We start from the raw sequence: 25,880 nt of genomic DNA on the forward strand, positions 1-25,880 counted from the left end.
GGGTTGAGTGATTCGGCGGTGGGCCGCGTACGGGAGGGGGCAGGACGCCACCCCCACCCGACGGCACGAGGAATGCGGCATGAGGTCCCTGGAGAGGCATCGCGACGCGGGCGCCTACGCGCTCGGTGTCCTCGACGAGCGGGACGCGTTCCGCTTCGAGGACCACCTCATGGGGTGCCCCCGGTGCACCGCGACGGTGACCGGGCTGCGGCCGGTGGCCCGGCAGCTGCTGCTGTACCGCGGGGCCACCCCGCGCGCCGTGCACCCCTTCGCCGGGCCCGGCCCCCTGCTCCTGGACCGGCTGCTGTCCGAGGTGGCCGCGCGGCACCGGGCCGCCCGCCGCAGGCTGTGGTGCGCCACGGCCGCCGCGCTGGTGTGCGCGGTGGCCGCGCCCGGCGCCGCGCTGCTCGCGACGCGGGGCGAAGGCGCGGTGCGGGTGGCCGCCACCGACGAGCGGTCGGGGGTGTGGGCCCGGGTGACCGCCGAGAACCGGCCCTGGGGCAGCGGCGTCGAGATCGAGGTCAAGGACGGGGCGGGCCCCCGGCCCTGCCGGCTCGTCGCCGTCGGCCGGGACGGCTCCGAGACGACCGTCGCCGGCTGGAACGTGCCCGGGCACGGCACCCGGGCCACCACCGTGCGCGGTGGCGCCGCGCTGCATCCGGACCAGATCGCCCGGTACGAGGTACGGACGTCCGGCGGGGAGCGGCTGGTCACCCTGCCCACCCGGTAGGCCGCGGGCGGGGTCACTTCAGCAGCCGGGACAGCCTCCGGTCCGCCAGTGGTCTGCCGCCCGTCTGGCAGGTCGGGCAGTACTGGAGCGAGGAGTCGCTGAAGGAGACCTCGCGGACGGTGTCGCCGCAGACCGGGCAGGGCTCACCGGTACGGCCGTGGACGCGCAGGCCGCTCTTCTTCTCGGCCTTCAGCCGTCCGGCCGCCACGCCCCGGGAGCGCTCGACCGCCTCGGTGAGCGTCTCCCGCAGGGCCGCACAGAGCCCGCTCAGCTCCTCCGGGGTGAGGGACGCGGCCGGCTTGAAGGGGGACATCCGGGCCGCGTGCAGGATCTCGTCGCTGTAGGCGTTGCCGATGCCGGCGATCAGGCTCTGGTCGCGCAGTGCCCCCTTGAGCTGCCGCCGTTCGCCGTGCAGCAGGGCGGCCAGGCGGGCCTCGTCGAAGTCGTCGGCGAGCGGGTCCGGACCGAGCCGGGCCACGCCGGGCACCTCGGCCGGGTCCCGGACGACGTACACGGCGAGGCGTTTCTGCGTGCCCGCCTCCGTCAGGTCGAACCCGGTGCCGGTCTCCAGGGCGACGCGCAGGGCGAGGGGGCCCTTGCCGGGGCGGGGGACGCCGTCGGGGAGGCGGTCCTTCCAGTGCAGCCAGCCGGCCCGGGCCAGGTGGGTCACCAGCCGGGGGCCGCCGTCGGTCTCCAGGTCGAGGAACTTGCCGTGCCGGTGCACGGCCGTCACGACGTGCCCTTCCAGGGCCGTGAGCGGCGGGTCGTAGGTCTTCAGAACGCTGATCGCCACCGGCAGGGCGCGGACGATCTCGTGGCCGGTGAGGCGCTCGGTCAGGAACTGTCGGAGCGCCTCGACCTCGGGCAGTTCGGGCATGTGTCCAGGGTGCCACCGGGGACCGACAGCGCCACCTCGCACCTCACGCCCGCGGCCCCCGCACCAGGAACTCCGACCACACGCACTTGCCGCCGCCCCGCGCCTCCACGCCCCACCCGTCCGCCAGCGTCTCCACCAGCAGCAGCCCCCGTCCGGAGACGCCGGACTCGCCCGCCTCCCGGCGGCGCGGCAGGGCGCTGGAGGAGTCCTCGACCTCGATCCGCAGCCGGCGGTCGGCGCCGGTGAGGAGCCGCAGGGTGAGGACCGCGGCGCCCTCGGTGTGCATCAGCGCGTTGGTGATCAGCTCGTCGGCGACGAGTTCGATCTCGTCGCCGTGCTCCCCGGCGCCCCAGGCCCGCACCGCGGCCCGGATCAGATGGCGGGCCTCGGCGAGCGCCTCGGGGTCGCCGGGGGCCACGTGCTGCTGGAGCCGGCCGTGCGAGCGCGGGGCCTCCAGGCCGCGGCGGCGCAGCAGGAGCAGGGCCACGTCGTCCTCGCCGCCGCGCTCCTCGGCCTCGCGGATGAGCAGGTCGGCCAGTTCCCGGACGTCGGACGGCCCCGAGGCGACCGTCGCGGCCAGCGCCCGTACGCCGTGGCCGAGGTCGGTGCCGGGCTGTTCGACCAGGCCGTCGGTGCACAGCACCAGGGTGGAGCCGGGGTCGAGTTCGAGGGTGGAGACGGGACAGTCGAGCTGTCCGAACTCGGCGGACAGGCCGAGCGGCAGCCCGCCGGCGACGGGGACCCGGCGGCAGGTGCCGTCCGGGTCCCGCACCAGCGGGTCGATGTGTCCGGCGCGCACCACCTGGACGACGCCGGTGGTCAGGTCGGCCTCGGCGTACAGGCAGGTGGCGAAGCGGTCGGTGTCCAGTTCGTGGAGGAAGACGGAGGCCCGGGCCATCACGGTGGCGGGGGTGTGCCCCTCGGCGGCGTAGGCGCGCAGCACGATGCGCAGCTGACCCATGACGGCGGCGGCGTGGGTGTCGTGGCCCTGGACGTCGCCGATGACGGCGCCGACCCGGCCGCCGGGCAGCGGGATCAGGTCGTACCAGTCGCCGCCGATGTCGCGGCCGAGCGTCCCGCCGATGGTGGCGGCGCGGTAGCGGACGGCGACGTCGCAGCCGGGGACGGAGGGGATGGTGCGCGGCAGCATGGCCTGCTGGAGGCCGGCGGCGAGGTCCATCTCCTGCTCGTAGAGCATGGCCCGCTGCAGGCTCTGGGCGATGCTGCTGCCCAGGGCGACCAGCACGTTGCGGTCCTCGGGCGAGAAGCCGTACCGGTCGCTGTAGAGCAGGCCGATGGCGCCGACCGGGCGGGCCTGCGCGATCAGCGGCAGATAGGCGGCCGAGGTGATGTCCAGGTGGGTGATGTGCGGCCACAGGACGGGGTAGCGCTCGGCGAACTCCTCCGGTGACTCGATGAACCGCGGCCCCAGGGTCCGCACCACCTCGCTCATCGGGTAGGGCTCGTCGATCCGGGTGACGCGGGTGCCGGGGACGAAGCTGTTGTCGGGGCCGTCGGCGACCAGCCGGATGCGGCCCGCCTCCACCAGGCCCATGACCAGGCTGGTGGCGCCCAGCCGGGTCAGGCCGTTGGTGTCCCTGAGGACCTCGATGACGTCGTCCACGGTGCGGGCGTGGGCGAGGGCGGCGGTGGCGGTCTCCACGACGTCGGTCTGCCGGCGGCGTGCCTCGTCCCGGATCGCCCGTTCGCGGTGCGACTCGATCTCGCTCAGTTCCTGGGTGGCGTCCCGCACGATGCCGATGACCCGGTAGGGACGGCCGGTCTCGTCGCGCCGGATGTAGCCCTGGGTGTGGGTCCAGCGCAGCCGGCCGTCGCGCAGGCGCAGCCGGAAGTAGGTGCCGTAGTTCTCGCTGCCGTCCTTGATGGCCTGGGCGACCAGGGCGTCCAGGCGGGTGCTCTCCGGACGGGGGACGCGCACGGAGAGGGACTGTGCGCGTCCGTCGTACTCCTCCGGGCGCAGGTCGAAGACCTCGTGGGCCCGGGCGTCCATGTGGAACAGGCCGCTGGCCAGGTCCCAGTCGAAGCTGCCCATGCGGTTGAGCGCCAGGATCGGGTCCGGGTGGGCGGGCCAGTCGTCCGGGAGGGACAGCTCACTCGCTCCCCGTTCAGCCATGAGCCCACCTTGTCAGCATTTGACCGATTCTTCGACTCGTTCGGTCCGCCCGGGGCGGGTGACCCGGGGGCGGAGACCTGAGGGAGGGTAACCGTGTCTCCGCGCGGAACGAACGAAGGAGGGTACGGCCGTGGAATGGTTCACCGCACCTGACTACTGGGTCGCCCGGCTGGTCTTCCAGAAGGCGCTGGCCGCCGTGTACCTGGTGGCGTTCCTGACGGCGGCCCTCCAGTTCCGGGCGCTGATCGGCGAGCGCGGCATGCTGCCGGTGCCCCGGTTCGTCGAGCGGGTGCCGTTCGGGCGGGCGCCGAGCCTGTTCCAGTGGCGTTATTCGGACCGGCTCTTCGCCGGCTGCGCCTGGACGGGCTGCGCGGTGGCGGTGGCGCTGCTGGCGGGGGCGGACGCGCTGGTGCCGCTGTGGGCGGCGATGCTGCTGTGGCTGGTGCCCTGGGCGCTGTACCTGTCGATCGTGAACGTCGGGCAGACCTGGTACGGCTTCGGCTGGGAGTCGCTGCTCCTGGAGACCGGCTTCGTCGCCGTGTTCCTCGGCAACGACGAGGTGGCCCCGCCGGTCGTGGTGCTGTTCCTGCTGCGCTGGCTGCTGTTCCGGGTCGAGTTCGGGGCGGGGCTGATCAAGATGCGCGGCGACGCGTGCTGGCGCAAGCTGACCTGTCTGGACCACCACCACGAGACCCAGCCGATGCCGGGCCCGCTGAGCTGGTTCTTCCACCACCTCCCCAAGCCCCTGCACCGCGTCGAGGTGGCCGCCAACCACGTCACCCAGCTCGTCGTCCCCTTCCTGCTGTTCACCCCGCAGCCGGTGGCCGGTGTCGCCGCCGCGCTGATGATCGTCACCCAGCTGTGGCTGGTGCTCTCGGGCAACTTCTCCTGGCTGAACTGGATCACGATCGTGCTGGCCCTGCCGGCCGTCCGCTTCCCGGCCACTCCCCCGGCGCTTCCCGCGACCCCTCTCTGGTACGAGACCGTGGTCCTGGCGGTGGCCGCGCTGCTGCTGGCGCTCAGCTACCGTCCGGTCGCCAACATGCTCTCCCGGCGCCAGGTGATGAACCGCTCCTTCGACCCGTTGCACCTGGTCAACACCTACGGCGCGTTCGGCAGCGTCAGCCGGGTGCGGTACGAGGTGGTGATCGAGGGCACCGCCGACGAGGTGCCGCGCCAGGACGGGGACTGGCGGGAGTACGAGTTCAAGGGCAAGCCGGGTGACCCGCGGCGCTGGCCGCGCCAGTTCGCCCCCTACCATCTGCGCCTGGACTGGATGATGTGGTTCGCCGCGCTGTCGCCCGCGTACGCCGGGACGTGGTTCTCCGCACTGGTGGAACGGCTGCTGGAGAACGACCGGGACACCCTGCGGCTGCTGCGCCGTTCACCGTTCCCGCCGGACGCGCCACCGCGCCACGTCCGGGCCCGCCTCTTCCGCTACCGGTACACCACCTGGCGGGAGCTGCGGGAGACGGGCGCCTGCTGGGAGCGGACGTACGTGCGCGAGTACCTGCCGCCGACCCGGCTGACGGGGACGGCTCATCGGTCGTAGTCCGGCACGGGGGCGGCCTCGGGGAGCAGCCCGGTCTCCTTCAGCTCCCGCCAGAACGCGGCGGGTACGGGCTCGGCGAACCGGTCGGCGCAGTCGTGGACCTCGGCGGCCGAACGGGCACCCACGAGGACGCTCGCGACGGCCGGGTGGGCGGCGCCGAAGGCGAGCGCCGCGGCCCGCAGGGAGGTGCCGTGCCGCTCGGCGAGCGACTTCAGCCGCAGCGCGCGCTCCAGCACGCCGGCCGGCGCCCGGGCGTAGTCGTACGACGCCCCGGGCCTCGGGTCGGCCAGCAGGCCGGAGTTGAAGACGCCGCCGACGACGACGGAGGTGCCGCGGGCCGCGGCGGCCGGGAGCAGGTCGTCCAGCGCGCCCTGGTCGAGCAGCGTGTAGCGGCCGGCGCAGAGCACCACGTCGACGTCGGTGTCGCGGACGAAGCGGGTCAGCAGCGCGGTGCGGTTCATGCCCGCGCCGATCGCCCCGACCGTCCCCTCGGTCCGCATCCGTTCCAGGGCCGGGTATGCCTCCCGCAAGGCCTGCTCGGCGTGGTCGTCGGGGTCGTGCAGGTAGACGACGTCGACCCGGTCCAGGCCGAGTCGTTCCAGACTGGCCTCCAGGGTGCGGCGCACCCCGTCGGCGGTGAAGTCCCAGACCCGGCGGTGGGTGGCGGGCACGGCGAAACCGTGGGCCAGGTCGTCGCCGTCCGCCTCGGTCGCCTCCAGCCGGCGGCCCACTTTGGTGGAGAGCGTGTACGCGTCGCGGGGGCACGCGCGCAGGGCCGCGCCCAGGCGCCGTTCGGACAGGCCGAGGCCGTAGTGCGGGGCGGTGTCGAAGTGGCGCACGCCCCGCTGCCAGGCGGCCCGGACGGTCTGCGCCGCCTGCTCCTCGCCGACCTCGGTGTAGAGGTTGCCGAGGGCGGCGCAGCCGAGGGCGAGGGGGCTGACGGGGACGCCACTGGCGCCCAGCGTGTTCACGCGCCCGCCGGGCGGAGTCGCAGGCCCTGCATGCCGCCGTCCACGGCGAGCGCGGTGCCGGTGGTGGCGCCGGACAGCGGGCTCGCCAGGTAGGCGATGGCGCCGGCGACCTCGTCGGCACCGACCAGGCGGCCGGTGGGCTGGCGGGCCTCCAGCGCGGCCCGCTCGGCGGCCGGCTCGGGGGCCCTCTCCAGCAGGCGGCCGATCCACGGGGTGTCGGCCGTGCCGGGGTTGACGCAGTTGACGCGGATGCCCTCGCGGACGTGGTCGGCCGCCATGGCGAGGGTGAGGGACTGGACCGCCCCTTTGGTCGCGCTGTACAGCACGCGCTGCGGCAGGCCCGCGGTGGCGGCGATGGACGACGTGTTGACGATCGCCGCGTGCGCGGACCGGCGCAGGTGGGGCAGCGCGGCGCGGGCGACCCGGACCATGCCGACCACGTTGACGTCCAGGACGTGGTGCCACTCGGCGTCGTCGTTGTCCTCGACGGTGCCCTGCGCGCCGATGCCCGCGTTGTTGACGAGGACGTCCAGGCCGCCGAGCGCGCCGGCGGCGGCGGTGACCGCGGCGCGTACGGAGGCGTCGTCGGTGACGTCGGCGCGGTGGGCGAGGAACGGCTCGCCCACCGTCGATATGTCGACGTCGAGGACGGCGACGGCCGCGCCGCGCCGGGCGAGCAGCCCGGCGGTGGCCCGGCCGATGCCGGAGCCCCCGCCCGTCACCAGGGCCCTGAGGCCCGCGAAGTCGTCGGTGCCGGTCATGCCGTCCGTCCTCCGGTCCGCTCGGCGTCGGCGGCCCAGAAGGCGCCGCCGGGGTAGGTGTACCGGGCGATCGACTCGGGCCGCAGGGCGGCCGAGAAGCCCGGCGCGGTGGGTGCCGCGTAGTGACCCTCGCGGATCACCACCGGGTCGACGAAGTGGTCGTGCAGGTGGTCGACGTACTCGACGACCCGGTCCTCGGTGGTGCCGGACAGCGCCACGTAGTCGAACATCGCCAGGTGCTGGACGAGTTCACACAGGCCGACGCCGCCGGCGTGCGGACAGACCGGGACGCCGTACTTCGCCGCGAGCAGCAGAATCGCGAGGTTCTCGTTGACGCCGGCGACCCGGGCGGCGTCGATCTGCACGATGTCGAGGGCGCCCGCCTGGAGGAGCTGTTTGAACACCACCCGGTTCTGGGCGTGTTCGCCGGTGGCCACCTTCACCGGGGCGACGGCCCGGCGGACGGCGGCGTGGCCCAGCACGTCGTCGGGGCTGGTGGGTTCCTCGATCCAGTAGGGGTCGAACCCGGCGAGCGCGTTGGTCCAGCGGACGGCCTCGGGGACGTCCCAGCGCTGGTTGGCGTCGAGGGCGAGGCGCACGTCCGGGCCGATGGCCGCGCGGGCGACCCGGCAGCGCCGGATGTCGTCGTCGAGGTCGGCGCCGACCTTGAGCTTGATCTGCCGGAAGCCGTCGGCGACGGCCCGGGCGGCGAGCCGGGTGAGCTTGGCGTCGTCGTAGCCGAGCCAGCCCGGCGAGGTGGTGTAGGCGGGGTAGCCGGTGGCCAGCAGGTGCCCGGTGCGCTCGGCGGCGCCCTTGCGGCCCCGGCGCAGCAGGTCCAGGGCCTCGTCGGGGGTGAGCGCGTCGGTGAGGTACCGGAAGTCGATCTGGCCGGTCAGCCACTCGGGGTCGGCGTCGGCGAGCAGCCGCCACAGGGGCCGGCCGGCCCGTCTGGCCGCCAGGTCCCAGACGGCGTTGACGACCGCGCCGATCGCCATGTGCATCACGCCCTTCTCCGGTCCCAGCCAGCGCAGCTGGCTGTCGGAGGTCAGGTCGCGGTAGAGCGTGCCGGGGTCGGCGCACAGCTCGGCGACGGGCCGGCCCACCACGTGGTGGCGCAGCGCGTGGATCGCGGCGACCTGGACGTCGTTGCCCCGCCCGATGGTGAACGCGAAGCCGTGCCCCTCCGGTTCGCCCGCCCCGTCGGTCCGCAGGACGACGTAGGCGGCCGAGTAGTCGGGGTCCGGGTTCATCGCGTCGGAGCCGTCCAGCTCGCGGGAGGTGGGGAACCGGATGTCGTAGGTGTCGACGGCGGTGATGCGGGCGTCGGTGGCGGGCACGCGGCTCCTCGGGGTGAGCGACCAGGTCCCGCATATTTATCAGACGTATTGATCCGACGAACACCCCTCTCGCCGCCGAAATGCCCGCTACCTCCCCAATCGGACGGCAAAGTGATCGGACCACTGGCCCGGCTCACCCGCCGGTCCGGGCCAGTGACCCCCGCGCTACGCCCGCCGCAGCCGCAGCGTCACCAGCTGGAACGGCCGCAGCCGTACGGTGATCCGGTCGCCGTCCGTGTCGGGCGCGGGCTCCCCGGCGAGCGGCCGCTCCAGCAGGTCGGTCACCGTGACGCCGGCGACCGCGAACCCGGCCGTCAGCGTGGCCCGGGCCCGGCCGCCGTGCGCCTCGTGGAAGCGGACCACCACGTCCCCGCTGCCGTCGTCGGCGAGCTTGACGGCGGTGATCACCACCGCGTCCCGGTCGGCCGTGACCAGCGGGGCGACCTCCCCGGCGCCGGTGAGGTGCCGTTCGGGCAGGTTGATCCGCCAGCCCTCGCGGACCGCGTCGCCGACGGTCGCGCCCGGCACCAGGGCGTGCCGGAAGCGGTGGGTGCCCTGGTCGGTCTCGGGGTCGGGGAAGCGCGGCGCGCGCAGCAGCGACGCCCGGACCGTGGTGGTCGTGCCCCCGTCGGCGCGGACGGTACGGGTGACGTCGTGGCCGTAGGTGGAGTCGTTGACGAGTGCGACGCCGAAGCCGGGTTCCTCCAGGTGGACGAACCGGTGGTTGCACGCCTCGAACTTGGCCGCCTCCCAGGAGGTGTTGGTGTGGGTGGGGCGGTGGACGTGCCCGAACTGGGTCTCGGAGGCGTACCGTTCGGCGTGCAGGTCGAGCGGGAAGGCCAGCTTCAGGAACTTCTCCGTCTCGTGCCAGTCGACCTCGGTGTCCACCTCCAGCCGCCGCTGCCCCGGCGGGAGCGTCAGCACCTGGGTGACCGTCGACGACCCGAAGGACCGCACCACCCGTACCGAGGCGCCGTCCTGGCCGGCCGTCACCGAGTCGGTGCCGGTCAGGTCGGTGACCGTGTTGCGGTAGAAGGCGTCGACGTCCCAGGCGTCCCACTTGTTCGGGAGGTCGGGGTGGAGCTGGAGGAGGTTGGCCGCCGCGCCGGGGGCGACGGTCTCGCGGTCGGCCTCGACGTCGTACACGGAGACGACCAGGCCCCGGTCGTCGATCTCGGCCCGGAGCAGCCCGTTGTCCAGGACGTGGCCGCCGCCGGGGCGCGGGGTGAGGCGGGTGCTCCCCTCGGCGACGGGGGTGCCCGCGCCGCCGGCCGGGACGCCGTGACGGGGGTGCGGTGCGGCGTTGAAGACGAGGGGCGTCCCGCCCTCCCCGGCCAGGGCGCGCTGGGCGGCGTCGATGATGCCGTTCAGCTCACCGGCGACGCGGTCGTAGGTGGCGCGGGCCTCGCGGTGCACCCAGGCGATGGAGGAGCCGGGCAGGATGTCGTGGAACTGGTGCAGCAGGACCGTCTTCCACAGACGGTCCAGGTCCTCGTACGGGTAGGGGTAGCCGGTGCGTACGGCGGCCGTCGCGGCCCACAGCTCGGCCTCCCGCAGCAGGTGTTCGCTGCGGCGGTTGCCCTGCTTGGTCCTGGCCTGGCTGGTGAGGGTGGCGCGGTGCAGTTCGAGGTACAGCTCGCCCACCCACACCGGTGGTTCGGGGTACTCGGCGGCGGCCTTCTCGAAGAAGGCGCGCGGGGTGTCCCAGGTGACCGTCGCGGAGCCTTCCAGGTCGCGCAGGCGGGCGGCCCGGGCGACCATCTCGCGGGTGGTGCCGCCGCCGCCGTCACCGAAGCCGGTCGGCGCGAGGGAGTGGCGGGCGGTGCCCTTGTCCCTGAAGTTGCGCGCGGCGTGGGCGAGTTCCGCGCCGGTCATGGCGCAGTTGTAGGTGTCGACGGGCGGGAAGTGGGTGAAGATCCGGGTGCCGTCGATGCCCTCCCAGCGGAAGGTGTGGTGCGGGAACCGGTTGGTCTGGGACCAGGAGATCTTCTGCGTCAGCAGGTACTGGGAGCCGGCCGCCTTGATGATCTGCGGGAGCCCTGCGGCGAAGCCGAAGGTGTCCGGCAGCCACGCCTCGTCGTTCTCGATGCCGAACTCGTCCAGGAAGAACCGCTTGCCGTGCACGAACTGCCGGGCCATCGCCTCGGATCCGGGCATGTTGGTGTCCGACTCCACCCACATGCCGCCGGCCGGCACGAACCGGCCGTCCGCCACCGCCTTCTTCACCCGCGCCCACACCTCGGGCCGGTGGTCGCGCACCCACGCCCACTGCTGGGCCTGCGACATGGCGAAGACGAAGTCCGGCTCGTCCTCCAGCAGCGCGGTCATGTTGGCGGTGGTGCGGGCGACCTTGCGGACGGTCTCGCGCAGCGGCCACAGCCACGCCGAGTCGATGTGGGCGTGGCCGACCGCGCTGATCCGGTGGGCGGAGGGGACGGCGGGCGCGGACAGCACCTGGGTGAGCTGCTCGCGGGCGCGGGCGGCGGTGCCGTTGACGTCCTGGAGGTCGAGGAGGTCCAGGGCCCGGCCGACGGCGCGCAGGATCTCGTAGCGGCGCTGGGAGTCGACGGGCAGCTCGGCCATCAGCTCGCCCAGCACCTCCAGGTCGAGCACGAGGTTCCAGACCGTCTCGTCGAGGACGGCGAGGTCCATGCGGGCCAGGGTGTACAGCGGTTCGGTGCCGGCGGTCTCCTTCTCGCCGAGCGGGGTCGGCAGGAAGCCGCGGGGGCCGAGGATCACGGGGTTCGAGGCGGCCTCGACGTGCAGGCGTACCTGCTCGCCGCCCTCGGCGGGGGTGCCGATGCGGACCCACTGGTTGCGGGGGTTGAGGCCCTTCACCGGGGTGCCGTCGGGCCGGTACACCAGGCCCTCGCACTGGAAGCCGGGCATGTTCCCGTCGAAGCCGAGGTCGAGCAGGGCCTCGACGGTCTTCCCGGCCCAGCGCTCGGGGACGGTACCGGTGACGCGGAACCAGCTCGTCCCCCAGGGGGCGCCCCAGCGGGCGCCCGGCGCGACGGGTTCCCCCTCGGCGGCCAGGCCCTCGGCGACCGGGACGGGCTCGCCGGGGGCGTGCCAGACGGTCACGTCCAGCGGTACGGACTCGGGGTACACGGCAGGGCGGACGCGTTCGTCGAGGACGCGCCTGAGGCGGGCTTCGACCAGGGCGCGGTCGTCATGCATGCGGGTCTCCGTGGGTTCGGGAGCGGGCGGTTGCCAGGACGTGGGTCACGGTGACGGGCGGACGAGGGTTGAGCTCCCCCGCCGTGCCCGGTCCGAACCGCGCGGCCCGCGTGTCCCGGCGTCCGGTCCGCCGCTCCCGGACGGAAACTTTGCCGGAACATATTGTCAACAATTTCGTCGGCCGTTACGTTGAACCTGGTCCGCGCCCCGTCACAGACGCCGGGGCGACTCCTCACAGCAGTCAGGAACAGCCATGATCATCGATTGCCACGGCCACTACACCACCGCTCCCGGGGCGCTGGCGGCCTGGCGCGACCGGCAGATCGCCGGACTCGACGACCCCGCGTCCGCGCCCTCGCGCGCCGACCTGGAGATCGGTGACGACGAACTGCGCGAGAGCATCGAGTCGAACCAGCTGCGCCTGATGGACGAGCGCGGCATCGACCTGACGGTGTTCTCCCCGCGGGCGTCCTTCATGGCACATCACGTCGGCGACTTCAAGACCTCGGCCGAGTGGGCGTCGATCTGCAACGAGCTGTGCTTCCGGGTCAGCCGCCTCTACCCGGAGCGGTTCGCCATGGCGGCCATGCTGCCGCAGTCCCCGGGCGTCGACCCCGCCACCTGCGTCCCCGAGCTGACCCGCTGCGTCGAGGAGTACGGCGCCGTCGCGCTCAACCTGAACCCCGACCCCTCCGGCGGGCACTGGACGGCTCCCCCGCTGACCGACCGCTCGTGGTACCCGGTCTACGAGAAGATGGCGGAGTACGACATCCCGGCGATGGTGCACGTCAGCACCAGCGTCAACCCCGCCTTCCACACCACCGGCGCGCACTACCTCAACGCCGACACCACGGCGTTCATGCAGCTCGTCCAGGGCGACCTGTTCAAGGACTTCCCCACCCTGAAGCTGGTCATCCCGCACGGCGGCGGCGCGGTGCCCTACCACTGGGGCCGGTTCCGCGGCCTGGCGATGGCGCTGGGCAAGCCGGAGCTGGAGGAGCACGTCCTGGGCAACGTCTTCTTCGACACCTGCGTCTACCACCAGCCCGGCATCGACCTGCTCCTGGAGGTCGTACCGCCGAAGAACATCCTCTTCGCCTCCGAGATGATCGGCGCGGTCCGCGACATCGACCCGTGCACCGGCTTCCACTTCGACGACACCCGGCGCTACGTCGAGGCGGCCGAGCTGCCCGCCGAGCACCGGTCGGCGATCCAGGAGCACAACGCGCGCACCGTCTACCCTCGACTGGACGCCCTGCTCAAGAGCCAGGGCCGCTGACCCCCGGGCGGCGGGGCGCGCTCCCGCATCCCCCGCCGCCCGACCGCTCCTCCCCCTCGTCCCCCTCGCCCTTCCCCGCTCCTCCCCCGTTCCGCTTCGCGTCGCCGCCCCGCCGCCTCCCCCGCGCCGGCCGGCCCGCGGACCCCTCCCCGGCCGTCGTTGCCCGGGGCCGGTGCACAGGGCCGCCCGGCGGCCCCGCGACTCCCCGCCCCCGCACGCCGGCCCCGCCCCGCCCGAACGCTCCCCGGCACCCGTACCCGCCCGGCGGCTTCGCACCGAGCACCCCGCACCGGCCGCACCGGCCCGGACCCCGGGACCGCTCGTGAAAGGAACGACCGAAATGCCCGATCTCGCCCCCAAGACCCCCGGCTGGCTCGACTGGTACGCCGATCCGTCCGAGCCGGAGTTCCGGCTCCCGGACGGGGCCGTCGACGCGCACTGCCACGTCTTCGGACCCCAGGCCGAGTTCCCCTTCGCGCCGGAGCGGAAGTACACGCCCTGCGACGGCGGCAAGGAGGACCTGTTCGCGCTCCGTGACCACCTGGGTCTCTCCCGCAACGTGATCGTGCAGGCCACCTGCCACGGCGCGGACAACTCGGCCATGGTGGACGCCGTGCGCGCCGCCGGCGGCCGGGCCCGCGGCGTCGCCACCGTCCGCCCGGACGTCACCGATGCCGAGCTGCGGGAGCTGGACGAGGCCGGGGTCCGGGGCGTGCGCTTCAACTTCGTGCGCCGCCTGGTGGACACCTCGCCCGAGGAGGACCTGCGCGCCATCGCGGCGAAGATCGCCCCGTTGGGCTGGCACATCGTGCTCTACTTCGAGGCCGTCGACCTGCCCGACCTGGAGGACTTCTTCTCCTCGCTGCCGGCCCCGCTGGTCGTGGACCACATGGGCCGCCCGGACGTGACGAAGCCGGTGGACGGCCCGGAGTTCTCCCGCTTCCTGCGCTTCGTCGACCGGGGCGACGTGTGGGTCAAGGTGACCTGCCCCGAGCGCCTCACCGTCACCGGCCCGGCCGCCCTGGACGGCGAGCGCCACGCCTACACCGACGTGGTGCCCTTCGGCCGCCGCACGGTCGAGGAGTTCCCGGACCGCGTCCTGTGGGGCACCGACTGGCCGCACCCCAACCTCAAGGACCACATGCCCGACGACGGGCTGCTGGTCGACCACATCCCGCACATCGCCCCCACCGCCGAACAGCGGCACAAGCTCCTGGTCGCCAACCCGATGAGCCTGTACTGGCCCGAAGAGACCGTCTGAGCATCCCGTCCCCTCTCACCGCAAGGGCAATCGCATGCACCGCGTCAACGCTCTCAACCGGCTGGACAGGCTGCCGGTCTCCCGGTTCCACAAGATGACCCTGCTGGCGATCTCGTTCGCGTACTTCTTCGAGTTCGCCGACATCAACAGCTTCTCCGTCACCGCGCCGAAGCTGATCAAGCTGTGGGGCGTCACGGTCGACCAGGTCGCCTACGTGACCTCCCTGTCGTTCGTCGGCATGTTCATCGGCTCGATCGTCGCCTCCAACATCGCCGACCGCTGGGGCCGCAAACGGGCCCTGATGCAGACGACGGTGTTCTTCGGCCTCTTCTCCTTCCTCTCGGTCTTCTCCTGGGACCTGCTCTCGCTGGGCGTCTTCCGGGTCCTGACCTCGGCGGGCCTGTCCGCGATGACCGTCGTGGCGGTGATCTACGTCGCCGAGATGTACCCGGCGGCCGTCCGCGGCCGGTACCAGGCGTACGCCATCGTCATCGGCATCTGCGGCACCCCCGTCACCAGCCTGATCGCCAGCGCGGTGGTCCCGCTCAGCGACTGGTCCTGGCGCCTGGTGTTCCTGTGGGGCTCGCTGGGCATGCTGCTGGTCCTGTTCACCCGCCACCTCAAGGAGTCGCCGCGCTGGCTGGAGAGCCGGGGCAAGCACGAGGAGGCGGAGCGGGTCCTGGGCGAGATCGAGGCCATGGTCGCCGCCGAGAAGGGCCCGCTGCCCGAGCCGGCCCCGCCGGTGGAGGAGGCCCCGGTCACCAAGGCCCCGCTCAAGCTGCTGCTGCAGCGGAAGTACCTGCTGCCGACCCTGCTGCTCACGGTCGTCTGGGTCACCCAGACCATCGGCTTCTTCGGCTACTCCAGCTGGGCCCCGACCCTGCTGGCCAAGGAGGGCTTCAGCGTCGAGGACTCGGTCTTCTACGTCGCCCTGACCACGGTCGGCGCCCCGCTCGGCTCGTACCTGGCGGCGCTGGTCACCGACCGGTTCGAACGCAAGTGGTGCCTGGTCGCCTTCGGCACGGTGATCGCGGTGTGCGGCCTGTTCTACGGGCTCACCTTCAACCCGGTGCTCATCATCGTCTTCGGTTTCCTGGTGAACCTCTTCGAGCGCGGCTACACCGCCCTCGGTTACGCCTACTCGCCCGAGCTGTTCGACACCCGCAGCCGCTCGCTGGGCACGGGCGTCTCCTACGGTCTTGGCCGGCTCTCCAACGCCGCCGGACCGCTGGTCGTCGCGGCGCTCTACAACAGCCAGGGCTACCAGAGCGTGTTCTACTTCATCGCCGGTTCCTGGCTGGTGGGCGCCATCGTGCTCGCGGTCTTCGGACCGCGCACCCGGGCCGCCCGGCAGGCGGCGGCAGCGGCGGCGGCCACGGCGGAGAAGACGCCCGCCTAGCTAGAGGGCGCGGTACATGACGTGCAGGCCCACCAGGCCGTGCCGGGGGTGTTCGAAGGCCTCCGGCACGGTGCCCAGGACGGTGAAGCCGAGGGAACTCCACAGTCTCACCGCCGGGTTGGTCTCCACGACCGCGTTGAAGACCATGCCCCGGTAGCCGTGGGCCTTCGCCTCGGCCAGCACGTGCTCGGCGAGGGCCCGGCCCGTGCCCCGGCCCGCACGGTCCGGGTCGACCATGAAGCCCGCGTTGGCGATGCGGGCGGCGGGGCCGCCGTAGTTGGGGGTGAGGTAGGCGGAGGCGACGACGGTGCCGGTCTCGTCCTCGGTGACGTACACGCGCTTGGCGGGGTTCATCCACAGGCTCCGGGCGTCCCGCTCGGAGGTCTCCGGGTCCCAGGCGTAGGTCTCGCCGGCGGCCACGATGCGGTGCCAGAACGGCCAGATGCGCGGCCAGTCGTCCGCGGTCGCTTCTCTGATCGGCATGGGCGCGAGTCTCGCACGCCCATGCCGACCGTGATATCCGGGTTCAGTCCACGCTGGGCAGGATGTGCGGCTCGGCGAGGTCGTCCTCGTAGCCCGCCAGGCGGATCGGGGCGGACCGGGCCCATACGTCGAGGCTGCCGAGCTCGCCGGGCCGGCGGCCCGTGGCCCCGGTGCGTTCCGCGCCTTCGACGGTTCGTTCCTCGGTCTTCGTCTTCTCCGGTGTCACCGCGCACTCCTTATGTGTCGGGTCACCCTCGGGCCTCGCCGGCCAGTCTGCTGTCCGGTGCCTGACGCCCGCTCGGGTGTCGGTCTAGAGCAGTTCGGACGCGGTGGCGCCGGTCACTCGGACGGACGATGGGTGTGGGTAGGGCCCGTACTGCGGTCCGTCCGCTCCACATTAACCAAATGAGCGGGGGTCCGCTCTATGGGGCTGCAAACTCCTGGTAATCATCATGCTTCGGCCCGCGCACAGTTGAGTCCGGCGCGCTCCGTTTTGTCACATGTTGTTCACATGTGCGGGTCACCCGTTCGGCCCACGCGGCCCAGGGGCTCGGGGCAGTTCAGACGGCGTTGGCCGCGCCGCAAGGTCGTCATGGTCTGCTGCGGTGCGCAAGGGGCCGTGTCGCGGGAGATCGCGGGAGGACGGACGCGTGGAGCTGCGCAGCGTCGAGGAGCTGATGGACCTGCTGTACGCCTGCCGGGAGGCCGCCGGCCCCGGCGGCGGTCCGGCCGACGCGCACGGCCGCGCGCTGCGGACCGCCGCGCTGCTGCGCCGGGGCCGCCCCGCCGACAAGGAGTTGCAGATCGCCGGTCTCGTGCTCGCCGTGGGCGGACTGCTGTGGCCCGGCGACCCGGCCGGCCGCGCCGGGCGCACCGCCGACGCGGTCCGCGGGCTGCTCGGTGACCGCGTCGCCCGACTCGTCGCCGGCCGCCTCCGCCCGGACGCCGCGGCCGACGACGATCTGCGCAGGCTGCGCGAGGCGGAGGAGGAGGGCCGTGCCGCCGTCTTCGACGCCGGGGTCCTGGAGGACTGGCGCACGGTGCTGGAGCTGGTGGCGGCCCGCAACTCGCGCCTCGGCGCGGGCGGCTGACCGCCACCGGGGCCGCTCATCACGAGCCGGGGCCCCGGCTCCTCACCACTTGCCGGGCGCGTAGTCCTTCAGGAAGACGCCGTACAGGTCCTCGCCCGCCTCGCCGCGCACGACGGGGTCGTACACCCGGGCCGCGCCGTCGACCAGGTCGAGCGGGGCGTGGAAGCCCTCCTCGGCCAGGCGCAGTTTGTCGTAGTGGGGGCGTTCGTCGGTGATCCAGCCGGTGTCCACCGAGGTCATCAGGATGCCGTCGCTCTCGAACATCTCCTGGGCGCTGGTCCGCGTCACCATGTTCATCGCGGCCTTGGCGGCGTTGGTGTTCGGGTGGCCCGCGCCCTTGTAGCCGCGCGCGAACACGCCTTCCATCGCCGAGACGTTGACGACGTAGGCCCGCCGGGAGGGCGCCTTGCGGGCGGCCTCGGCCATCACCGACCGGAGTTTGCTGATGAGGATGAACGGCGCCGTGTAGTTGCACAGCTGGGTCTCCAGCAGTTCCACCGGGGAGATCTGCTCGATGCTCTGCACCCAGGTGTTGCTGTCGACGACGTCGGGGACCAGACCGCCGGCGTCGATGGCGGTGCCGTCGCGGTGCCGGACCACGCTGGCGTTGCCGGCCACCAGGGCGAGGTCGGCGACCTGCTGCGCGTCGAGGCCGCTGACGCCGGCGGGCAGCGCGGCCAGCCCGTCCACCGAGCCGGAGCCGAAGGCGCCGATGACGTGCCGCGCGGGCAGCTCACCGGCGGGCAGCGGCGCGCTCTCGCCCTCGACCAGGGCGGCGTACGCGGAGGGCAGGCGCCGTACGGTCTGCGTCGCGTTGTTGATCAGGATGTCGAGCGGGCCCTGCTCGGCCACCCGGTCGGCCAGAGCGACCGCCTGGGCGGGGTCGCGCAGGTCGATGCCGACGACCTCCAGGCGGTGGATCCAGTCGGCGGAGTCGTCCATGGCCTTGAAGCGGCGGACGGCGTCCTTGGGGAAACGGGTGGTGATGGTGGTGTGCGCGCCGTCGCGCAGCAGCCTGAGCGCGATGTACATGCCGATCTTGGCCCGGCCGCCGGTGAGCAGCGCCCGCTTGCCGGTCAGGTCGGCGCGGGCGTCACGCCGCATCCGGTTCTCGGCGGCGCACGGCGGGCAGAGCTGGTGGTAGAAGTAGTCGACCTCGACGTACCGCTGCTTGCAGACGTAGCAGGAGCGGGGGCGCTGGAGTATCCCCGCGATCGTGCCCTCCTCCGTGCGGGAGGAGGGCAGGATGCCCTCGGTCTCGTCGTCGATGCGCTCCGCCGAGCCGGTGGCGGTGGCCTCGGTGACCGCCTTGTCGTGGGCGGTCTTGGCGGCCCGGCGCTCCTGGCGGCGGCGCTGCTTGACCGTGCGGTAGATGTGCGAGGTGGCCCGGCGGACCGCGATCGCGTCGGGGTGGTCGACCTCGATGTCGTCGAGTTCCTTGAGCACGCTGAGGCAGACGGCGAGCCGCTCGGGGTCGATGCCGGGGCCGTACCCGGACGCGCCCACCTCGTCCGTGGCCGCCGAACCGTCCTGTGTCACCGTCATCGCCGCTGCCGTTTCCCTGGTCACCCGCGCGGCGCTCCGTCTCGCGTCCGCTGTCGAACGCCGGATTTTACGCGAGCGACGGGCCCGCCCGCCAAACCGTCCGGATCGGCACCAGGGGCGACCCGGCGGACCGTCGGCCCGCCCCGGCGCGGAGCCGCGGGCGGTCGGCCGGGGCCGCCGGCGCCGCACCGCGGAAGCCGCGGGCGACCGGCCGGCCCGTCTCCGCCCCGGACCAGGGGGCAAGGACCATCGGCCGGACCGGCACCGCCCCGGACCAGGGGGCGAAGACCATCGGCCGACCCGCCACCGCCTCGGATCAGGGGGCGAAGACCATCGGCCGACCCGCCACCGCCTCGTCCCTCGGACCGGCCCGTCGCCCCGCCGGGCCAGAACCCGCAGGCCGTGCGGCGGCCCGCCACCCCTTCGGGTCAGGGCCGAGGGGCATCGGCCCCGACCGCCACCGCCCCGGACCGCCCCGCGGACCGCCTCCCCCGGGGCAGGCCCACCGCCCGCTCGGACCAGGACCCGCGGGTCGTACGGCGGGCCTCCCCCGCCGGATCAAGGGCCGCAGGCCCGCAACAGGGCCGTCACCTCCTCGGTCACCGCGTGGGCGAGGAGGTCGAGGTCCGGCACGGCCTCGGCGTCCGCGATCAGCCCGTAGTGCACCCGCCCCCGGTACGTCGAGACCGCGACGGCCAGTGAGTGGCCCCGGGCCAGCGGCGCGAAGGGGCAGATCTCGGTGAGCGGGTGCCCGCCGAGCTTCAGGCCGATGCTGGGCAGGGGCACGCTGGTGACCAGGATGTCGAACCAGAGCCGGGCCGCCTGGCTCACCAGGGGGCCGCCGAGCCGGTGGCCGAGGGCCGGGACGTGGTCGGCGAGCAGCGCCACCGCCCCGGCGCCGCGGGCGGGCCCCGCGTCCTTGTTGCGGTCCATGGCGGCGCGGACGGCGCCGAGGCGGGAGAGCGGGTCGGGGTCGCAGACCGGGAGCCGTATCAGGTAGCCGGAGAGCCGGTTGCCCTGGGGATGGGCGGTGCGCGGGCGACGCTGGGAGACGGGGATCAGGGCGCGCGGCGCCACACCTTCGCTGCCGTCGCCGCGCTCGTCCAGCCAGCGGCGCAGGGCGCCCGCGACGACCGCGATCAGCACGTCGTTGACGGTGCCGCCCTCGGCCTTGCGGACGCGGTGCACGTCGTCGAGGTCCAGGCTGACGCCTGTGGTGCGGCGGGTGCCGGAGGACTCTGCGGTGAGCGCCGCCGACGAGCGCACGTCGAGGGTGGACAGGGCGAGGGAGGTGCCGATGTCCAGGGCGCGCCCGGCGTCCGAGAGGACTCCGCGCACCAGCCCCGGCAGTGCGCGCACGTCCGGCAGCAGCCCGCGCCGGGGCGGTGCGGGCCGGGGCCGGGGCGCGGGCAGGTCCATCGGGTCGAGGACGGCCGCGGCCAGCCCCAGCGCCCGGAGCCCGTCGGCCAGGGCGTGGTGGAACTTGAACAGCACGGCGAAGGAGAATCCGTCCTCGCCGGGCAGCACGTGTGCCTCCCACGGCGGCCGGTCCCGGACCAGCGGGCGCTGCATGAGGCGGCCCGCCACGGCGTGGAAGTCATCGGTCGGGGCGTGCAGCCGGACGTGGTCGAGGGGGTCGAAGTCCGGGGCCGGCTCCCGGGCGGCGCCGCCGAACGAGAACGGCTGCCGCAGGGCGAGCGGCGGCTGCCACACGTCCCGGATGCGCATCCGCAGTCCGGGCACGCCCGCCGCGCGCAGGGCGAGCAGGTCCGCCGCGTGGGCCCCCGCGGTGGGTGAGTGCGCCGAGAAGACGCCGAGCGCCCCCAGGTGCATGGGGTGCTCGGCGGACTCGATGTTCCAGAACGCCAGATCGAGGGGAGCGAGCAGATCGGAAGTCAATGGCTTGCCTCGCGTCGATGACGGGTGTCGCTGACGAATGTCGATGACGGATGTCGCTGACGGGTGGAGACAAGCAGTCAAACTCTCCTCACCGATTACGGTCAAGTACGATCAAGCTACGCACAGTTAACAAAGGATTAAGTCCCACCCCTCAGGGAGGGGCGGGACTCATGGGGCGTCTGAGGTCACGTCAGCGCAGGTGGCGCCGCCTGGGGTGACGTTCCCCACCCGGACGGCTGCGGGCCGACCGTGAACCCGAGCGACCGCGTCGCGCGCAGCGTGTCGGTCGTCAGATAGGTGCGGCCGTAGCTCTTCCCGTCCGTCCGGGCCGACTGGACGTAGCGGTCGGTGTCCGAGGTGCCGGGGGCGGTGATCGTCAGGGCGCCGCGCGGGTAGTAGCGGCGGTCCAGGGTCAGGTCGACCCGGTCGAAGACCGGTGTGGACAGCCCCCAGGTGGCGTAACCGGGCTGGATCGGGAAGATCCCGATCGAGGACAGCACGTTCCAGGCGGACATGGTGCCGAGGTCGTCGTTCCCGGTCATGCCGGTCGGGGTGTCCGTGAAGAGGGTCAGCGCCGCGTGCACCACGTCGGTGGTCTTCCAGGGCTGCCCGGTGGACAGGTAGGTGTACGGGGCGATGAGGTCGGGTTCGTTCTGCGGGTTGTACTTGTCCGCGTTGTAGTAGTCGTACGGCCCGTTGACCCAGACCTCGCGGGCGGTGCCCGCCGGATCGGCGAGGAGCTGGTCGTAGGCGAAGAAGGAGTCGAGCCGCTCGTTGGCCGCGGCTGTGCCGCCGATCAGGTCGATCATGCCGGGCAGGTCCTGCGGGACGAGCCACTGGTACTGCCAGCTGGTCCCCTCGTGGAAGCCCTCGCTCTGCGCCGGGTCGGCCGGGCCGGTGAAGGCGCCGGCGGCGTCGCGGGCGCGGAAGAAGCCGGTCGAGGGGTCGAAGACGGTGCGGTAGTTCTGGGCGCGGGCGGCGTACCGGGCGGCGTCCTCGTCGTGGCCGAGGTCGCCGGCCATCCGCGCGAGCATCGCGTCCGACAGAGCGTACTCCAGGGTGGCGGAGGCACCGTGGTCGTAGTCGGAGTCACCGGGCTTGGCGTGCGGGCGGCCCTTGATGTAGGGCGCGTAGCCGTGGGCGAGGTACTCCCGGTTGGCCTCCCGGCCCACCGCCGGGGACTCGGCGGGCGGCACCCCGTCGGCGTTCTTCTTCAGCGCCCGGTACGCCTGCTCCTCGTAGCCCTTCAGCAGGCCCTGCTGGTAGGCGTTGGTGAGGAACGGGGTGACCGGGTCGCCGGTCATGATGTTGGTCTCGACGGTGCCGTAGCCCCACTTGGGCAGCCAGCCGCTCTGCTCGTCGATCTTGAGGACGGAGATCGCCATGTCCCGCGCCTGGCGCGGCGCCAGCAGGGACAGCAGCTGGGACTGGGTGCGGTAGGTGTCCCACAGCGACCAGTTCTGGTAGTACGTGAAGCCCTTCGCCCGGTGCTTCTCCTGGTCCCAGCCGGTGTAGCGGCCGTCGACGTCGCTGCCGATGTTCGGCGCGAGGAAGGACCGGTACAGGGACGAGTAGAAGGTACGGCGCAGGGTGTCGTCGCCGCCCCGGACGCGCACGTCGTCCAGGCGCTCCTCCCAGGTGCGGTCGGCCGCCTCGCGCACGGCGTCGAAGGAACGGCCGCCCTCGGCGCGGAGGTTGAGGGCGGCGCCGCGCGCGTCGACGTAGGACAGGGCGGTGGTCGCCTCGACGGTGCGGTCCTTCGTCGTGTCGAAGCGCAGGTAGGCGCCGTCGCGGCCGGTCTTCGCCCCGGCGGTGACGGTGGCGCCCTCCCAGGTGCCGTACGCGGTGAAGGGCCGGTCGAAGCGGGTGACCGTGTAGACGGTGTACGGCTCGGTGTCCTGGCAGAAGCCGCTGCCGGTGATGGCGGTGCGCACGGTACGGCTGTCCAGGATCTCCACGTTCGTGGCGACCGTGCGGTGCAGCGACTGCCCGGCGTTGAGCAGCACGTTGGCCTTGTCGGTGGCCGGGAAGGTGTAGCGCTGCACACCGGTGCGCTCGGTCGCGGTCAGCTCGGCCTCGATGCCGGAGTCCAGGCCGACGCGGTAGTAGCCGGGGCTCGCCGCCTCGTCGTCGTGGCTGAAACCGGCGGCGTACTCCGTGTAGTCCGTCTCGGTGACGTCGCCGGTGGTGGGCAGCACCGGCAGGTCGCCGCCGAGGCCGCAGCCGACGCCGGAGAGGTGGACGAGGGAGAAGCCCCGGACGCGGTCGTTCGAGTAGTCGTAGCCGACGTTGTGGCCGGTGTCCGGGGAGAGCTGCACCATGCCGAAGGGCACGGCGGCACCGGGGTAGGTGTTGCCCTCGTTCTCGGTGCCGATGAAGGGGTTGACCAGGCCGGTCAGCGGGCCGTCGGGGACGGTTGCCGCCTGCGCGGCGGGGGCGGCGAGGGCGGTGCCGAGCAGTGCGGCGGCCGCCACGGCGCGCAGTCGGTGGGTCCATCTCATGCGGGTGCCTCCAAGGGGGGTGTCGCGCACGACGCCGGGTGCGGCTCGGTGGTGGCTGGGCGCGCCCACGCGGCGGAGCCGCATATCGATACAGCGCCATGCCCCTGGGGTGGGGAGCCGCACCCGGCGTCCTCTCGCTCCGTCAGACACAACCCGCCGGGGTCGGGCGGGAGATGTCGGTGATCAGTTGCTCGTGCGCCGCCTTCAGACGCGGTACGTCGGGCTTGACCACCTTGCGGTCATAGGTCAGCAGCCCGTTCAGCTCCCCCTCGACGTCCGTGATCTGCGTGTAGACGGCACCGTTGCCGCCCTTGCAGGCCAGGGCACGCACCTCGTCGAGCTTGGTGAGGTAGTCGTCGGTGTACGTCGCCGGGTCGACGTCGACGTACGACTGCTGGACGGACCAGGCGTGACCGGGCACCGCGAGGCCGAGGCCGCCGTACTCGCCGCTGACCAGGGCGCGTTCGCCGTCCGGGGACGGTGGCAGGGCCGGGCTCGGGTAGCCGTGCTCGTCCATGATGTCGCCGGCGCCGCCGTCGGCCCCGAGGTTCAGGCCGGACTGGTTGTTGACCAGCCGGGTCGGGTCCCAGGCCTTGGCCTGCTCGGCGATCCGGCCGATGTCGTACTGGCCCCAGCCCTCGTTGAAGGTGACCCACATGATCACCGACGGGCTGCTGATGTGCTCGTCGATGATCTCCTTCATCTCGCGCTCGAACTCGGCGCGGGCGGCGGTGGACGGGTTGACGCCCGCCGTCATGGCCGGGATGTCCTGCCAGACCAGCAGGCCCAGCTTGTCCGCCCAGTAGAACCAGCGGTCCGGCTCCACCTTGATGTGCTTGCGGACCGAGTTGAAGCCCATCTCCTTGTGCATCTTCAGGTCGTAGGCGAGGGCCTCGTCGGTCGGCGCGGTGTGCAGGCCGTCGGGCCAGAAACCCTGGTCGAGGGTGGCCATCAGGAAGACCGGTTCGCCGTTGAGCAGGGTGCGCGGGGTGCCGTTCACCTTCTCCACGGAGACCGACCGCATGCCGAAGTAGCTGCCGACGCGGTCCTTGCCGACGGTGACCTTCAGGTCGTAGAGGAACGGGTCGTCCGGGGACCACAGCCGCGGGTTCCTGATCTTCAGGGTGAGCGGTGAGCCGGTGCGGCCGGTCACCGTGGCGACCTTGCGCTTGCCCTCGTAGGCGGTGGCCGTGACCCGTACGCCGTCGCGGACGCCCTGCGGCTCGACGGTGAGGGTGGACGCGTCGACGTCGGGGGTGAGCTTGAGCGAGTCGGCGTGGTCGGCGGCGACCGGCTCCATCCACACCGTCTGCCAGATGCCGGAGGACGGCGTGTACCAGATGCCGCTCGGGTCCAGGCGCTGCTTGCCCAGCGGCGGGTTCTCGCCGTCGGCGGCGTCGGTCGGGTCGTAGACGCCGACGATCAGCTCCTGGGTGCGGCCGGGCTTCAGCGCGTCGGTGACGTCGGCGCTGAACTTGTCGTAACCGCCCTTGTGGTCGGCGACTTTGACGCCGTTGACGTAGACCTCGGACTGCCAGTCCACGGCGCCGAAGTTCAGCTGGAGGCGCTGCTGGGAGCCGACCTTCCAGTCCTTGGGGACGGTGAAGGTGCGGCGGTACCACATGCGGTCCTCGTGCCGCTCGATGCCGGAGAGCTGGGACTCCACCGGGTACGGGACGAGGATGCGCTCCTTCAGCTTCTTGCCGACCGGCGGCTGCTCACCGGCCTCGGCGGCGGCGAACTGCCAGCTGCCGTTGAGGTTGCGCCAGTCGTCGCGGGTCAGCTGCGGACGCGGGTACTCGGTGAGGGCGTTGTCCGGCCCGACCTCGTCGGCCCAGTCGGTGCGCAGCTCGTAGGTGGAACGGTTGGAGCCGCTCGTCCAGAACGCGCTGACAACGTTGCCGTCCGCCGTCGTCAGGCCGCCTTCGCCGTCGTAGCGGATGTCGGCGGTGCCGGGGGCGGTGCCGGTCTTGTTGCCGACGACGGGTTCGTCGAGGGCGACGAGGAGGGAGGTGGGATCCTCGGGGTCGGCCTTCGCCTCGCCCAGCGGCCAGGTGGCGCCGCCGATGACCGCCGTGAGGTGGTCGGCGAAACCGGCCGGGGGCGTGGCGACGGGGTGGGCGAAGCCGAGCTTGAGGGTGCGGCCGGTGGCCAGCACGGTGGCCGAGGTGGCGCCGTCGTAGTCGTACCCCTCGGGCAGGCGGAACGCCGACTGCGGGACCGCTTCCTTGGCGCCGCCGGGCTCGGTCCAGCGCAGGTGGAGGTTGGAGCCGCCGTAGTGCTCGAAGTACTCCAGCTTGATGTCGTAGGACCGGCCGGCGGTCAGCTCGATCGGCTGGGCGGTCTGTTCGCGGTCCCAGTCGTCGACCCAGTGGTCGATGGCGAGCTGTCCGCCGATCCAGAGGCGGAAGCCGTTGTCGCCGATGATCGAGAAGGTGTGCGGGCCGGTCTCCTCGGGGACCAGCCGGCCGGTCCAGCGGACGCTGACGTCGTCCGACTGCCCGGTGGCGAACTTGAGGCGCGACTCCAGGTTGCCGAAGTCGACCTGCGGGTCGAAGCCGGTGGCCTTCAGCTCGTCGAAGTCGAAGGTGCCGGGGGCGGAGTGGGTGTAGTACTCGCCCTTGAGGCCGTGGACCTCCACGGCGTCGTCGGCTGCGCTCGCGGCGGGCACGGCGGCGAGAGTGCCGATGCCGAGCGCCGCGGCCAGCAACAGGGCCACGCGGTCTCTGAGTCGTCTGATGCGCACGAATCCTCTCCTTCGAGGGTCCTTCGAGGAGGACGGGGGCGGTCGTCACACCGACACTGCATTACATCGATGTAACGGCAGATGCATGACAACACGGATTCCGATTGGCGTCCAGGGACATGACAACGCCGTCC

At 72.8% G+C, this 25,880-nt stretch carries 18 protein-coding genes; 6 read left to right on the forward strand and 12 right to left on the reverse strand.

Features of this window, described 5'->3' with window-relative positions; translation table 11 throughout:
• Positions 1-79 precede the first annotated feature (79 nt).
• Positions 80-730 carry a zf-HC2 domain-containing protein gene (locus tag ACIQR3_RS07225; protein WP_403535317.1) on the forward strand — a complete coding sequence of 217 codons (651 nt, stop codon included), beginning with the start codon at positions 80-82 and terminating at the stop codon, positions 728-730.
• Between the two features lie 13 nt (positions 731-743).
• On the opposite strand, the gene ACIQR3_RS07230 is transcribed toward ACIQR3_RS07225, so the two are convergent.
• The gene (locus tag ACIQR3_RS07230) at positions 744-1,607 is read right to left on the reverse strand and encodes an Fpg/Nei family DNA glycosylase (protein WP_403535320.1); all 864 of its coding nucleotides are present in this window, start codon (positions 1,605-1,607) and stop codon (positions 744-746) included.
• Positions 1,608-1,650: 43 nt separating this feature from the next.
• Positions 1,651-3,741, reverse strand: coding sequence for a SpoIIE family protein phosphatase (locus ACIQR3_RS07235; protein ID WP_403535322.1), 2,091 nt, complete (start codon positions 3,739-3,741; stop codon positions 1,651-1,653).
• A gap of 130 nt (positions 3,742-3,871) precedes the next feature.
• On the opposite strand from ACIQR3_RS07235, the gene ACIQR3_RS07240 reads away from it, so the two are divergent.
• Positions 3,872-5,293: a lipase maturation factor family protein gene (locus tag ACIQR3_RS07240; RefSeq protein WP_403535325.1), complete on the forward strand. Its 1,422-nt coding sequence runs from the start codon at positions 3,872-3,874 to the stop codon at positions 5,291-5,293.
• On the opposite strand, the gene ACIQR3_RS07245 is transcribed toward ACIQR3_RS07240, so the two are convergent.
• From ACIQR3_RS07245 to ACIQR3_RS07260, 4 genes are all read right to left on the reverse strand, one after another.
• Positions 5,281-6,264 (reverse strand): aldo/keto reductase, encoded by a 984-nt coding sequence (locus tag ACIQR3_RS07245; RefSeq protein WP_403535327.1) that lies wholly within the window; start codon positions 6,262-6,264, stop codon positions 5,281-5,283. The genes ACIQR3_RS07240 and ACIQR3_RS07245 overlap by 13 nt on opposite strands.
• Positions 6,261-7,025 carry an SDR family NAD(P)-dependent oxidoreductase gene (locus tag ACIQR3_RS07250; protein WP_403535330.1) on the reverse strand — a complete coding sequence of 255 codons (765 nt, stop codon included), beginning with the start codon at positions 7,023-7,025 and terminating at the stop codon, positions 6,261-6,263. The genes ACIQR3_RS07245 and ACIQR3_RS07250 overlap by 4 nt, the downstream gene beginning before the upstream one ends.
• Positions 7,022-8,362 carry an L-fuconate dehydratase gene (locus ACIQR3_RS07255; RefSeq protein ID WP_403535332.1) on the reverse strand — a complete coding sequence of 447 codons (1,341 nt, stop codon included), beginning with the start codon at positions 8,360-8,362 and terminating at the stop codon, positions 7,022-7,024. Before ACIQR3_RS07255 ends, ACIQR3_RS07250 begins: the two co-directional genes overlap by 4 nt.
• Before the next feature lie 165 nt (positions 8,363-8,527).
• Positions 8,528-11,542, reverse strand: coding sequence for an alpha-mannosidase (locus ACIQR3_RS07260; protein WP_403535335.1), 3,015 nt, complete (start codon positions 11,540-11,542; stop codon positions 8,528-8,530).
• A gap of 253 nt (positions 11,543-11,795) precedes the next feature.
• Between ACIQR3_RS07260 and ACIQR3_RS07265 the strand changes: the two genes are divergently transcribed.
• The 3 genes from ACIQR3_RS07265 (at position 11,796) to ACIQR3_RS07275 (ending at position 15,481) form a co-directional block, all read left to right on the forward strand.
• The gene (locus ACIQR3_RS07265) at positions 11,796-12,821 is read left to right on the forward strand and encodes an amidohydrolase family protein (protein WP_403535338.1); all 1,026 of its coding nucleotides are present in this window, start codon (positions 11,796-11,798) and stop codon (positions 12,819-12,821) included.
• 340 nt (positions 12,822-13,161) lie between these two features.
• Positions 13,162-14,082 carry an amidohydrolase family protein gene (locus ACIQR3_RS07270; RefSeq protein WP_403535340.1) on the forward strand — a complete coding sequence of 307 codons (921 nt, stop codon included), beginning with the start codon at positions 13,162-13,164 and terminating at the stop codon, positions 14,080-14,082.
• Positions 14,083-14,116: 34 nt separating this feature from the next.
• On the forward strand, positions 14,117-15,481 hold the full coding sequence (locus ACIQR3_RS07275; protein ID WP_403535343.1) for an MFS transporter: 1,365 nt from the start codon (positions 14,117-14,119) through the stop codon (positions 15,479-15,481).
• Here ACIQR3_RS07275 and ACIQR3_RS07280 read toward each other — a convergent pair whose 3' ends face one another.
• Together ACIQR3_RS07280 and ACIQR3_RS07285 are read right to left on the reverse strand one after the other, a co-directional pair.
• A complete protein-coding gene (locus ACIQR3_RS07280; RefSeq protein WP_403535346.1) occupies positions 15,482-15,964 on the reverse strand; it encodes a GNAT family N-acetyltransferase in 483 nt (160 codons plus the stop codon).
• Between the two features lie 43 nt (positions 15,965-16,007).
• Positions 16,008-16,190: a hypothetical protein gene (locus tag ACIQR3_RS07285; protein ID WP_403535349.1), complete on the reverse strand. Its 183-nt coding sequence runs from the start codon at positions 16,188-16,190 to the stop codon at positions 16,008-16,010.
• A gap of 424 nt (positions 16,191-16,614) precedes the next feature.
• Here ACIQR3_RS07285 and ACIQR3_RS07290 point away from each other — a divergent pair, with 424 nt between their 5' ends.
• Entirely contained in the window at positions 16,615-17,055 is a 441-nt protein-coding gene (locus tag ACIQR3_RS07290) for a hypothetical protein (protein WP_403535352.1), read from the forward strand.
• 42 nt (positions 17,056-17,097) lie between these two features.
• On the opposite strand, the gene ACIQR3_RS07295 is transcribed toward ACIQR3_RS07290, so the two are convergent.
• From ACIQR3_RS07295 to ACIQR3_RS07310, 4 genes are all read right to left on the reverse strand, one after another.
• Entirely contained in the window at positions 17,098-18,600 is a 1,503-nt protein-coding gene (locus tag ACIQR3_RS07295) for an SDR family NAD(P)-dependent oxidoreductase (protein WP_403535355.1), read from the reverse strand.
• 558 nt (positions 18,601-19,158) lie between these two features.
• Positions 19,159-20,499 carry a wax ester/triacylglycerol synthase family O-acyltransferase gene (locus ACIQR3_RS07300; protein ID WP_403535358.1) on the reverse strand — a complete coding sequence of 447 codons (1,341 nt, stop codon included), beginning with the start codon at positions 20,497-20,499 and terminating at the stop codon, positions 19,159-19,161.
• Positions 20,500-20,684: 185 nt separating this feature from the next.
• The gene (locus ACIQR3_RS07305; protein WP_403535361.1) at positions 20,685-23,000 is read right to left on the reverse strand and encodes a GH92 family glycosyl hydrolase; all 2,316 of its coding nucleotides are present in this window, start codon (positions 22,998-23,000) and stop codon (positions 20,685-20,687) included.
• 142 nt (positions 23,001-23,142) lie between these two features.
• Positions 23,143-25,746, reverse strand: a complete 2,604-nt coding sequence (locus ACIQR3_RS07310; protein WP_403535364.1) for a PA14 domain-containing protein — start codon at positions 25,744-25,746, stop codon at positions 23,143-23,145.
• Positions 25,747-25,880: the final 134 nt, after the last annotated feature.

Origin of the sequence: Streptomyces sp. NPDC090994, from assembly GCF_044768905.1 — a bacterium.
GTDB lineage: Bacteria > Actinomycetota > Actinomycetes > Streptomycetales > Streptomycetaceae > Streptomyces.